The following is a 12161-nucleotide window of genomic DNA, read 5'->3' on the forward strand; positions in this document are numbered from 1 at the left end:
CCGCCCGACCAGCCAGGGACACACCATGACGCAGACCAACCAGCCGACCGCCCTCGCGGCCGAGCAACAGTCACACCTACGCAAGACCCTGCGACGCTTCGACATCGTCTTCCTGCTCATCGCCGCCGTCGTCGGCCTCGAGACCCTCGGGCAGGTCTCGCTCTACGGCGCCGAGGCGTTCACGTGGGCCCTCGTGCTCGCGGTCTTCTTCCTCGTGCCGTACGGCCTGATCTTCGCCGAGACCGGCGCCGCGTTCAGCGAGGAGGGTGGGGCCTACACCTGGGTCCGGGACGCCTTCGGGCGCCCGGCCGCCGCGGTGGCCGCGATCCTCACCTGGATCACCCAGCCGGTGTGGGTCGGCGGCTCGATGGCCTTCCTCGCCGCCGAGACTGTGAGTGTCTACATCACCCCGCTCGAGCACGGCTCGCTCGGCGACTACCTGTTCAAGATCGTCTTCATCTGGATCACCGTGGTCGCCGCGATCGCCAGCCTCGCCAAGGGCAAGTGGCTGCCGACCAGCGGCGCGATCCTCAAGGTCGGCCTGCTCGCGTTCTTCGTGCTGACCACGGTCATCTACGCCGCCAAGAACGGCGTCGTCGACCTCAGCGGCGGCGACTTCAGCCCGACCCTGCTCGGCCTGTTCGGGTCGGTCCCGATCCTGCTCTTCGCCTACCTCGGCTTCGAGTCCTCCAACAGCGCCGCCGGTGAGATGGAGAACCCGGCCCGCGACGTGCCGGTCTCGATCTTCCGCTCCTGCGCCACCGCCGCGGTCTGCTACCTGGTGCCGATCTTCGCGATCCTGCTCGTCGTCCCCAGCGACGACATCACCGGCATCGGCGGCCTCCTCGACGCCGTCGGCACCGTCTACTCCGTCTACGGCGCCGCGGCCGAGCCGCTGCTCACGCTCACCGCGGTCGTCTTCGTCTACATCCTGATGAGCCAGGGCGCGGCGTGGATGATCATCTCCGACCGCATGCAGGCGATGACCGCTGCCGACGGCGCCTTCTTCGGCGGGTTCTTCGGCCGCTTCCACCGGGGCCTCGGTACGCCGGTGCGGGTCAACATGCTCTCCGGTGTCGTGGCCACGGTGTTCCTGCTCGTCGCCATGCAGGTCACCGGCGACGGTGCCTCGATCTTCGGCGTCGTCCTGACCATCTCGATCTCCACCTTCCTGCTCAGCTACCTGCTGGTCATCCCGGCCGCGATCCGGCTGCGCACCCGCTACCCCGACCGCCCTCGCCCCTTCCGCGTGCCCGTCTCGGACCGTGGCTTCGCGGTGCTCGGCTGGGTGGCCTTCGCCTGGGTGCTGCTCGGCTCGTGGGTCGCGGTGTTCCCGGGCACCCTCGAGCGGCTGTTCGGCGAGGCGTACCCGTTCAAGGAGATCTGGGGCGTGAGCCAGGTGACCTTCGAGGTCTTCACGCTCGGCACCCTCGGCTGCCTGCTCCTGCTGTGCGGCATCGGGTACGTCCGAGGTGCCCGGGTCCGCGCCGAGGTCGGCGCCCCAGTCCAGTCCGTTCCCACCGAGGAGCCAACCCGATGACCGCGTACGACATCCTGTTCGAGCCCGTGAAGATCGGGCCGTTCACCACGAAGAACCGCTTCTACCAGGTGCCCCACTGCAACGGCATGGGCTACCGGGACCCCAGCGCCCAGGCGGCAATGCGCAAGATCAAGGCCGAGGGCGGCTGGTCGGTGGTGTGCACCGAGCAGGTGGAGATCCACGCGACTTCCGACATCGCGCCGTTCATCGAGCTGCGGATCTGGGACGACCAGGACCTGCCCGCGCTCAAGCGGATCGCCGACGCGATCCACGAGGGCGGCGGCCTGGCCGGCATCGAGCTCGCGCACAACGGCATGAACGCGCCGAACCAGCTCAGCCGCGAGACCCCGCTCGGGCCCGCGCACCTCCCGGTCGCTCCCGACACCATCGCGCCGGTCCAGGCCCGGGCCATGTCGCTGCAGGACATCGAGGACCTGCGGCGCTGGCACCGCAATGCCGTACGCCGCTCCCTCGAGGCTGGCTACGACGTCGTCTACGTCTACGGCGCCCACGGCTACGGCACCCCGCACCACTTCCTCTCGCGGCGCTACAACAACCGCACCGACGCGTACGGCGGCTCGCTCGAGAACCGGATGCGACTGCTGCGCGAGCTCCTCGAGGACACCATCGACGAGGTCGCCGGCCGGGCCGCGGTGGCCTGCCGGATCACGGTCGAGGAGGAGATCGACGGCGGCATCACCCGCGAGGACATCGAGGGCGTGCTGCGCGAGCTCGGCGAGCTGCCGGACCTGTGGGACTTCGCGATGGGCAGCTGGGAGGGTGACTCGGTCACCTCGCGGTTCGCGCCCGAGGGCCGCCAGGAGGAGTTCGTCGCCGGGCTGAAGAAGCTCACATCCAAGCCCGTCGTCGGCGTCGGCCGGTTCACCTCGCCGGACGCGATGGTGCGCCAGGTCAAGGCCGGCATCCTCGACCTGATCGGCGCCGCGCGCCCGTCGATCGCGGACCCGTTCCTGCCGAACAAGATCCGCGACGGCCGGCTCAACCTGATCCGCGAGTGCATCGGCTGCAACATCTGCGTCTCCGGCGACCTCACCATGTCGCCGATCCGCTGCACCCAGAACCCGAGCATGGGGGAGGAGTGGCGCCGCGGCTGGCACCCGGAGCGGATTCGCGCCAAGGAGAGCGACTCCCGCATCCTCGTCGTCGGCGCCGGTCCCTCCGGCTTGGAGGCGGCCCGGGCGCTCGGCGTACGCGGCTACGACGTCGTGCTGGCCGAGGCCGGCCGCGACCTCGGTGGCCGGGTGACGGCCGAGTCGAAGCTGCCCGGACTCTCGGCCTGGGGCCGGGTCAAGGAGTACCGCGAGGCCGTCCTCGCCGACCTCCCCAACGTCGAGATCTACCGCGAGAGCCCGATGGCCGCCGAGGACATCGTCGAGTTCGGCTTCGAGCACGTCATCACCGCGACCGGCGCCACCTGGCGTACCGATGGCGTCGCCCGCTTCCACACCACCGCGATGCCGATCGCCGAGGGCGCCCAGGTGCTCGGGCCCGATGACCTCTTCGCCGGCCGGCTGCCCGACGGCAAGAAGGTGGTCGTCTACGACGACGACCACTACTACCTGGGCGGCGTCCTCGCCGAGCTGCTCGTGCAGAAGGGCTACGACGTCTCGATCGTCACCACCGGCGCGCAGGTGTCGTCGTGGACCAACAACACCTTCGAGATCAACCGGATCCAGCGACGCCTCATCGAGAGCGACATCACCCGGGTGACCGACCACGCGGTCACGTCGGTCGGGACCGGCGGCGTCCGGGTGCAGGACGTCTACGCCGGCATCGAGCGTGACCTCGACTGCGACGCCGTCGTCATGGTGACCGCCCGCCTCCCGCGCGAGGAGCTCTACCTCGACCTCCTCGCCCGTCGCGACGCCGGCGAGATCGCCTCCGTACGCGGCATCGGCGACTCCTGGGGCCCTGGCACCATCGCGGCCGCCGTCTGGTCCGGCCGCCGCGCGGCCGAGGAGTTCGACGCCGTCCTGCCCTCCAACGACGAGGTGCCGTTCCGGCGCGAGGTGACCCAGCTGGCCTGAGGTCGGGCGGCGCGGTTGCGCGGGTGTGGAAACGTTGAAGGCTCGGACCGTCCTCGTGGGTCCGAGCCTTCAACCAGGTGTCGTCCTCAGCCCAGCGCGCGCGAACCGCACTCACACTGCCTAGCGGACCACTTTGAGCGGTCCCTCCTCGGGCGCCGGCGGCTCGAACCTCTCGAAGTATTCAGTCGCCGTCTGCTCGGTGAGTGGCCAATCGTCCGCCCACCTGCCGTGTCGATCACCGACTCGGTCCAGGATGGTCTCGAGACTCGTCGCGATGTAGACCGTCTCCGGCACGATGCCGTGGGGTGCGAGTAGTGCGCGGAACTCATCGCGTTGTCGCCGGAACCAGAATCCGAAGTCGAGCACGACATCGTTCCCCGCCGCGACATGGTGCAGCAAGCGCGCCTTCAGGTCTGCCGCCACCTCGGCGACCACTTCGGCGGAGGGCAGCGCCGCGATTCCGCGATCCCAGAACTCCACCTCGAACGACAAACGCGTCCAGCCCTCGCGCTCCAGGCGCTTGGCATACGTGGTCTTTCCTGCACCACCTGGCCCGCACATCATCACGACGCGGGGTCCAGGAGTCCTGTTCACTGCCACTGGGCGGAGGTTACGCCCCGCCACTGACGTTGAGACTCGCAGCGCTCCGCTCATCGCTGATCTGGACGGATCGGACTTGATCAGCGCGCCCTAGGAGGCTGCTGAACAATGGCGCCGCCGCGAGGCGAGGGCGCGGACAAAGGGCGCTTCGGCATTACCGCGTCGCGAAGGCATGCCGGAGCCGCGCCGCTTCGAAGCCGACGGGTCGCGATGATTCTGCTCGATGAGTCGGCCTATCTGCGCCTGGTGAAGCGAACATCGCCGTTGGGTAGGCGTTCGTGGAGATATGCCGCGTCGTGGGCGCGGTGGTGGTGATGGGCACAGAGCAGTGACGCGTTATCGATGTCTGTCAGGCCGCCTTGGGCCCAGGCGATCCAGTGGTGGGCCTCGGCCCAGGTGCCGGGGATGTCGCAGCCCTCGGCCTCACAGGTCTCCGACCGCAGCAGGAGGGCGCGGCGTTGGGCGGCGGTGAAGAATCGCTCTTTGCGGCCGAAGTCGAGAACCTCGGAGGCGCCACCGAGTACGGCGGGGATGATGTTGGCGGTGCAGGCCAGGCGCCGGGCTTCGGCTGCGGTGATCGGGGTGCCGCCGAGGATCTGGGCGATGCCGGCTTCCTTGCGGAGCTGGTCGATGTCGATGGTCACGATCACGGTGGTGGCGTCCCCGCCGTGGATCGGGAGCCGGGCCGGGTCGAGGGTCTCGAGCATTTGGCAGAACGCCCGTCCCAGGCGGCGGTCGTAGGGGAGGTACTCGCCGGTGTCGGTGCGGGTGCCGTCGTCGCGTCGGGGTGAGGCGAAGGCCTCGAGGTTGGTGGCCAGCCGGTCCGCGGCCGCGTCCGGGACCACCGCGGTGATCCGGGTGGTGCCATCACCAAGGCGCCGCATACTCAGCCGGGTCTTCTTCCGGGCGTGGGCCTCCTCGGCCGCGAGGCGGCGGGCTTCCTCGGCCTCGGCGATCTCCGGGGCGATCACATCCAGAATCCGGCGGCCCAGGCGGCGCAGCTGGGTGGGATCGAATCGGGTCGCGTAGCCGACCAGCGCCTCTTCGGCCTTCGTCTTGATCTCGGGGTCAAGGTCGGCTGGCAGGTCATCGAGGGCATTGACGATGACGTGGGCCTGGGCCGAGTTGCAGGCGCCGGCGCGCATCGCGGCCGCGACCAGGCCGTAGGAACGGTCCAGTGCGTCGGCAAGCCGGAGGTCGGCGCGCAGGGTCTCGGGGCGCTGGTGGGTGTGGTGATGCAACCACGCCGCCACATCCCGCGCCCCGGACTCGGCGGCGACGTCGTCAGCGGCGGCGAGAACTCGCAGTTCGAGCTCAGCCAGTTGTGCCTTGGCCCGGGCGATCTCGAGCAGGGTGGCGGCCTTCTGGTCGGTGGCCATGAACGCCGGATTCGACTCAGCAACCTCGCCAAGGGAGGCGGTGACCGCGACCACGGCCCCCAGCACAGGGTGTTGGGGTTGTTGCAGCGTGGTCATCACGGTCACCTCCCGACGTACGAACTCAAGGGTTTCTGCGTGTGCAGAATCCCGGTTGGTTCGCTGGTCTCGGAGGCCCGGCAGTACGGGCTATTACTTACCCTCGCAGCTCAGCGTTCACGCCCCTGGTTCCCCTGGATTACCCCGTACCCGTTGTGTCTCGGGCAGATAGGGCACGCCTCTTCCGAGGTGGTCGGCCTTCACGTGTGCGCCTGCGCCGAGCCTACCACGCAAAAGCAAAACCAAAGAACCCAATCAGGGACAGATATCCCACGAAAACCCAGACCGCTGCTGGAAGCCCGCAAGACAGGTAAATGGCACCCAGCCCAGGCACCCTGCTTCTAAATCTCCCAGCCCAAACCCGGTATTGGCCCCACCCACGCTGGAACTCAGACACCACTGGCGCCGTGGATCAGCCCCGCGCCTGGCGGTCGTATGCCGCGTAGCTTCGCTGCGTCGCGATGTGGCCGGCGACGTGCTTGGCGTCGTGCCACACGCCCCAGATGAAGGACGAGCCGCGGCGGGAGAGCCAGGGGAGGCCGACGAAGTAGACGCCGGGCTCGGTGGAGACGCCTCGGCGATGGGCCGGGCGGCCGTTCTCGTCGAGCGCGTCGACCTGGAGCCAGCCGTAGTCGGTCGCGAAGCCGGTCGCCCAGATCACCGTGGTGATGCCGGCCTCGGCCAGGTCGAGGGAGAGCAGGGGCGTGGTCGCAGCTGAAGGGCTCGGGCCGAGGTCGCGGGCGGAGGGCTCCTCGGGCAGGTCGATGCCGTTGCGGGTGACGTACTCGTCGGCGGCGTCGAGGAGGGCGAGGTAGTTGGCGTCGCCCTGGGCGATGTTCTCGGCCAGGTCCTCGCGGAAGGTGAGGGTGCCGGCGTCGTAGGTGTCGGTCATGCCGACGAGCTGGATCCCGCTCGCCTCGAGGGCGCGGAAGTCGACGGTGTGGCCGCCGCGGGCGCCGCTGACGGCAATGGTGACGTGCTCCGCGCCGGCCGCCGGGGTCTCCAGGTCCCACAGACCCAGGACGCCGAGCCACCAGCAGAAGTCGCGGCCGCGGTAGCTGCGCGGGGGACGGTCGTGCGGACCGACCGAGAGGTGGACCTGGCGGCCCGAGCGCTGCAGCTCGTCGGCGATCTGGACGCCGGAGGAGCCGGCGCCGACGACAAGGACGTTGCCCTCGGGAAGCTGGTCGGGGTTGCGGTAGTCGCTCGAGTGCATCTGCACGGCGACCGCGCCGTCCGGGACGATCGGCGGGTAGACCGGCCGCTGGAACGGCCCGGTCGCCGCGACGACGTACCGCGCGTCGACGACGCCGTCGGAGGTCTCGACCCGGAAGCCCGGGCGGCCCTCGTGGCGGGTCACCGAGGTGACCTCGACGCCGGTCCTGATCGGGGCGGCGATCTTCTCGGCGTACGCCTCGAAGTAGGCGGCGACCTGGTCCTTGGTGGCGAAGGCGTCGGCGTCGACGTCCTGGAACTCCAGGCCCGGGAACCGGTCGTGCCAGGCAGGGCCGTTGGCGACGAGCGAGTCCCAGCGCATCGTGCGCCAGCGCTCGGCGATCCGGTCACGCTCCAGCACGAGATGGGGGACGCCGTTGTCGCTCAGGTGCTCACTCATCGCCACGCCGGCCTGACCGGCGCCGACGACGAGGACCTCGATCTGTTCGTTGGACATACTCAGATCCTGAGCCGCCGCGTTGCTCGTGTCCAACAGATGTTGTTGGCCTTACCCATCGGATCGACTGATGCAATCACGGCGACGCCACTGCATCTGTTTCATTGACGATAGTCCTTGGAAACATCTGTTGGACACATGCTCTCGGACGAGGTGGACTGGTCGTCGTGGAGACCAACAAACCCAGCAGCATCGTCGTCGGCGGACACACCCGGATCCGCCCGTTCAACACCAGCGTCACCTACCCCGAGCAGAACCTCGACAACGACCTGTGCCAGGCCGTCGTCGCGGGCAACACCGTCTACGTGCGCGGTCAGATCGGGCAGGACCTGGACACCAGCGAGTCGGTCGGCATCGGCGACGTCGAGGCGCAGACCGAGCAGGCGATGGCCAACATCAAGATGCTGCTCGAGGAGGCCGGTGCCGAGATGGAGCACCTGGTCAAGCTCACCATCTACATCGTCGACCCGCGCTACCGCGAGACCGTCTACCGGACGATCGGCCGCTGGACGAAGGGCGTGCACCCGATCTCCACCGGCATCGTGATCTCCGCCCTGGCTCGCCCGGAGTGGCTGGTCGAGGTCGACGCGATCGCGGTCATCCCCGAGGTGACGAAGTGACCTTCTCCGTCCTCGCCACCGACGGCAAGGGCGCCGTCGGCATCGCCGTGACCTCCTCCAGCCCGGCCGTCGCCGCGCGCTGCATCCACCTGCGTCCCGGCGTCGGCGGCGCTTCCTCGCAGAACATCACCGACCCGCGCTTGGGCACCGAGCTGCTCGACGCGCTCGCCTCGGGCCTCGACGCCCGGGCCGCTCTCGCCTCGGTCACCCAGGGCCGCGAGCACATCGACCACCGCCAGCTGACCGTGCTGGGCCTCGACGGCGCCGGTGCGGCGTACAGCGGGTCCGGGTCGCTCGGCATCCACCACCACGCCGTCGCCCCGCAGGTCGTCGCCGCCGGCAACCTGCTGGCCGGCACCGAGGTCGTCGACGCCGTCGTCGCCGGCTTCGAGGCCGCGACCGGGGACCTCGAGGAGCGGCTCTTGGCTGCCCTGGAGGCCGGGCTGGCCGCCGGTGGCGAGGCCGGGCCGTTGCACTCGGCAGGCCTGTCCGTCGTACGCGACGTCGCCTGGCGGGTCACCGACCTCCGCGTCGACTGGAGCGAGCGCCCGGTCGAGGAGCTCCGCGACCTGCTGAAGGTCTGGATGCCGCAGCGTGACGACTACGTGACCCGCGGCCTCGACCCCACCGTCGCCCCGTCCTACGGCGTGCCCGGGGACGAGTGAGTCGATGACCACCCCGAAGCAGTACGCCGCGACCACCGTCAGCAGCGACGCCGAGCGCCTCGTCCGGCTCTCCGAGCAGCTGCACGCGAACCCCGAGACCGGCTGGGAGGAGCACAACTCGTCGCGCTGGGTCGCGGAGTCCCTCGAGGAGGCAGGGTTCACCGTCACCCCGGCCTACCTCGGCCTGGAGACCGCGTTCCTGGCGACCTTCGGCAGCGGCCCGTTCCGGCTCGGCCTGTGCGCCGAGTACGACGCCCTCCCCGGCCTCGGCCATGCCTGCGGCCACAACCTGATCTCCGCGATCACCGTCGGCGCCGCCCGCGCGCTCGCTCCGCTGGCCGACGCCGCGGGGCTCACGATCGAGGTCTACGGCACCCCCGCCGAGGAGGGCGGTGGCGGCAAGATCGAGCTGCTCGAGCGCGGTGCCTTCGCCGGCCTGGACCTGGCCATGATGGCTCACCCCGCTCCCGTCGACGTCGCCGAGGCCGAGCCGTTCGCGGTGTCGCACTCGCACGTCGAGTACCGCGGCAAGGCGGCCCATGCGGCGGCCTATCCCGAGCAGGGCGTCAACGCCGCAGACGCCTTCACCATCGCCCAGGTCGCGATCGGCCTCCTCCGCCAGCAGCTGCCGCCGACCGTACGCGTGCACGGCGTGATGACCAACGGGGGAGAGGCACCCAACGCCATCCCCGCGCGGACTGAGGGCCGCTGGTACGTCCGTGCCGAGAGCCTCGCCCAGCTCGCCGAGACCGAGGAGAAGGTCTGGCGCTGCTTCGAGGCCGGCGCGCTCGCCACCGGCGCGAAGCTCACCGTCGAACCGGAGAGCAAGCCGTACGCCGAGTTCCGCACGTTCGGGCCCGCGCTGGCGGCGTACCGGCGCAATGCCGAGGAGATCGGCCGGGTCTTCGACCCGGGGACTCCCGCTCGCCGGATGAACCGAGCCTCGACCGACATGGGCAACGTCTCCCAGGTCGTGAACGCGATCCACCCCTACGTCGGCATCAACTCCGGGACCGCCCTCAACCACCAGCCCGAGTTCGCCGCGCACTGCGTCGGTGGGGACGCCGAGAAGGCGCTCCTCGACGCCGCGACCGCGCTGGCCTGGACCGCGCTCGACGTCGCTGAGGAGGCGGCCGCACGATGACCACCGTCGACGCCCCACCGACCCGCACCGAGCACGACTCGCTCGGCCCGTTCGAGGTTCCGGCGACCGCCTACTGGGGCGTGCACACCGCCCGCGCGCTGCGGAACTTCCCGATCAGCGGCACGACCGTCGGGAGCCACCGCTCGCTGGTCGCCGCCCTAGGCGCGGTCAAGCTCGCCGCCGCCCGGGCCAACCACGAGCTCGGCCTGCTCGACGACCGGCGCCACGACGCCATCGCCGCCGCCGCGCAGGAGGTTCGCGACGGGGTACTCGACGACCAGTTCGTCGTCGACGTGATCCAGGGCGGCGCCGGCACCTCGACCAACATGAACGCCAACGAGGTCGTCGCCAACCGAGCCCTCGAGATCCTCGGTCTCCCGTTCGGCAGCTACGACGAGATCCACCCGCTGGACCACGTGAACCGCTGCCAGTCGACCAACGACGTCTACCCGACCGCCGTCCGGCTCGCCCTGGTCGGGGCGATCGACCGCCTGGTCGAGTCCACCGAGGCCCTCGCCGACTCGTTCGCCCGCAAGGCGGCCGAGTTCCGTGCCGTCCCCAAGATCGGACGTACGCAGCTCCAGGACGCAGTCCCGATGACGGTCGGCCAGGAGCTCGGCGCCTTCGCCATCACGCTGCGCGAGGAGCTGGCCCGGCTGGCCGACTCGCGGGTGCTGCTGTGCGAGATCAACCTCGGCGCCACCGCGATCGGCACCGGGATCACCGCCCACCCCGACTACCGGCGGCTCGCCGTCCGGCACCTCGCCGAGATCACCGGACTGCCGGTGGTCGGCGCGGGCGACCTCGTCGAGGCGACCAGCGACACCGGCGCGTTCGTGCAGGTCTCCAGCGTGCTGAAGCGGATCGTCGTCAAGGCGTCCAAGATCTGCAACGACCTCCGGCTGCTCAGCTCCGGCCCGCAGGCCGGGCTCGGCGAGCTCCAGATCCCCGCTCGCCAGGCCGGGTCGAGCATCATGCCCGGCAAGGTCAACCCGGTCATCCCGGAGATGGTCAACCAGGTCGCCTTCTGGGTGATCGGCAACGACCTGACCGTCACCATGGCGGCCGAGGGCGGCCAGCTCCAGCTCAACGCGTTCGAGCCGGTGATGGCGCACGGCCTGCTCCAGGGATTCACCTGGACCGCCGCAGCCTTCGACTCGCTGCGGGAGCTCTGCGTCGACGGGATCACCGTCGACGCCGCCAAGCTCGCCGCCGCTGCCGCCGGCAACGCCGGCCTCGCCACCGCCCTGACCCCGCTGCTCGGCTACGCGCGCTCCGCCGAGATCGCCAAGGCCGCGTTGAGCGGTGCGGGTGACGTACGGGACCTGGCTCTTGCCGCCGGTGGCCTCGACCCGGTCGTGCTCGACGCGCTGCTGCGACCCGAGACGCTCGCGAACCTCGACGTTTCAGGCGCTGACGGGGCGAAACGGGAGTGACTTCGGGCAGGATGGCTCGCATGGCCGAGCCGTCCTTCACCCTGACCCAGCTGCGCTACTTCGCCGCGGCTGCGGAGCTGGGCAGCATGACCGCCGCGTCGCGGCAGCTCGTGGTCTCGCAGTCGGCCGTCTCGACGGCCGTCGCCCAGCTCGAGAAGGAGCTGGGCGTCCAGCTCCTGCTGCGCCACCACGCGCGCGGCCTGACCCTGACGGCGGCCGGCGAGGAGTTCTTCCGCGAGCTGCGCAGCTACCTCGTGCACACCAGCGAGCTGGTCGAGGTCGCGCGCTCCGCGGGCCAGGCGCTCGTCGGCGACCTCGCCATCGGCTGCTTCACCACCCTGGGTCCCTTCGAGCTGCCGCGGCTGCTGGCCGCCTGCGAGCGGGACCACCCCGGCATCCACGTCTCCGTCGTCGAGGACGAGCACGCCGCGCTCAAGCACGCGCTGCGCTCGGGCAGCTGCGAGCTGGCGCTCATGTACGGCTACGACCTCGACGACGACATCGACCACGTCCGGGTCGGTCTCGCGGCGCCGTACGTCCTCATCGGCAAGGGCCACCGGCTGGCGCGCCGCAAGAAGGTCGCGCTCGCCGAGCTCGAGGAGGAGCCGATGGTGCTCCTGGATCTGCCGCACAGCGGGCAGTACTTCGAGCGGCTCGTCGAGTCGGCCGGCTTCCGCCCGCGGATCCGCCACCGCAGCGCCGGCTTCGAGACCGTCCGGGCGATGGTCGCCAACGGCCAGGGATGGTCGGTCCTCAACCAGCGCCCGGCCAGCGACACGACGTACGACGGTGCGCAGATCGTGACCCTCGAGATCACCGACCCGGTCGAGCCCCTCGAGGTCGTGCTGGCCTCGATGAAGGGCGTACGCCTCACCGCCCGCGCCCAGGCGTTCGTCCGCTCCTCGGGCCGGGCAGCGCGACGGCGGGAAGGCCGCTGACGCGACCTCCCCGCCGTGGGAGT

10 protein-coding genes are annotated in these 12161 nt (G+C 70.4%); 7 read left to right on the forward strand and 3 right to left on the reverse strand.

Translation table 11 applies throughout. The annotated features are described in order from the left end of the window. The first annotated feature begins 25 nt into the window (after positions 1-25). Entirely contained in the window at positions 26-1540 is a 1515-nt protein-coding gene (locus ABZU72_RS00275) for an APC family permease (protein WP_355016907.1), read from the forward strand. Then, the gene (locus ABZU72_RS00280) at positions 1537-3588 is read left to right on the forward strand and encodes an FAD-dependent oxidoreductase (RefSeq protein WP_355016908.1); all 2052 of its coding nucleotides are present in this window, start codon (positions 1537-1539) and stop codon (positions 3586-3588) included. Before ABZU72_RS00275 ends, ABZU72_RS00280 begins: the two co-directional genes overlap by 4 nt. A 120-nt stretch (positions 3589-3708) precedes the next feature. Here the strand turns inward: ABZU72_RS00280 and ABZU72_RS00285 are convergent, their stop codons facing one another. The 3 genes from ABZU72_RS00285 to ABZU72_RS00295 all read right to left on the reverse strand — a co-directional run bounded on the left by ABZU72_RS00285 (position 3709) and on the right by ABZU72_RS00295 (position 7335). After that, a complete protein-coding gene (locus ABZU72_RS00285; protein ID WP_355016909.1) occupies positions 3709-4188 on the reverse strand; it encodes an ATP-binding protein in 480 nt (159 codons plus the stop codon). A 233-nt stretch (positions 4189-4421) separates the two neighbouring features. Beyond that, entirely contained in the window at positions 4422-5663 is a 1242-nt protein-coding gene (locus ABZU72_RS00290) for a DUF222 domain-containing protein (RefSeq protein WP_355016910.1), read from the reverse strand. Between the two features lie 412 nt (positions 5664-6075). Continuing rightward, positions 6076-7335 (reverse strand): NAD(P)/FAD-dependent oxidoreductase, encoded by a 1260-nt coding sequence (locus ABZU72_RS00295; RefSeq protein WP_355016911.1) that lies wholly within the window; start codon positions 7333-7335, stop codon positions 6076-6078. A gap of 167 nt (positions 7336-7502) precedes the next feature. On the opposite strand from ABZU72_RS00295, the gene ABZU72_RS00300 reads away from it, so the two are divergent. From ABZU72_RS00300 to ABZU72_RS00320, 5 genes are read left to right on the forward strand one after another with little or no spacing between them, the layout of a single operon-like run. After that, positions 7503-7955 (forward strand): RidA family protein, encoded by a 453-nt coding sequence (locus tag ABZU72_RS00300; protein WP_355016912.1) that lies wholly within the window; start codon positions 7503-7505, stop codon positions 7953-7955. Next, positions 7952-8620: a DUF1028 domain-containing protein gene (locus ABZU72_RS00305; RefSeq protein ID WP_355016913.1), complete on the forward strand. Its 669-nt coding sequence runs from the start codon at positions 7952-7954 to the stop codon at positions 8618-8620. The genes ABZU72_RS00300 and ABZU72_RS00305 overlap by 4 nt, the downstream gene beginning before the upstream one ends. Before the next feature lie 4 nt (positions 8621-8624). Beyond that, complete coding sequence (locus ABZU72_RS00310; RefSeq protein ID WP_355016914.1) at positions 8625-9764, forward strand: M20 family metallopeptidase; 1140 nt, start codon at positions 8625-8627, stop codon at positions 9762-9764. Further along, positions 9761-11200, forward strand: a complete 1440-nt coding sequence (locus ABZU72_RS00315; RefSeq protein ID WP_355016915.1) for an aspartate ammonia-lyase — start codon at positions 9761-9763, stop codon at positions 11198-11200. The genes ABZU72_RS00310 and ABZU72_RS00315 overlap by 4 nt, the downstream gene beginning before the upstream one ends. Positions 11201-11220: 20 nt before the next feature. Further along, a complete protein-coding gene (locus tag ABZU72_RS00320; RefSeq protein ID WP_355016916.1) occupies positions 11221-12138 on the forward strand; it encodes a LysR family transcriptional regulator in 918 nt (305 codons plus the stop codon). Positions 12139-12161 lie beyond the last annotated feature (23 nt).

It is taken from the genome of Nocardioides sp. NPDC004968 (assembly GCF_040608935.1).
GTDB lineage: Bacteria > Actinomycetota > Actinomycetes > Propionibacteriales > Nocardioidaceae > Nocardioides.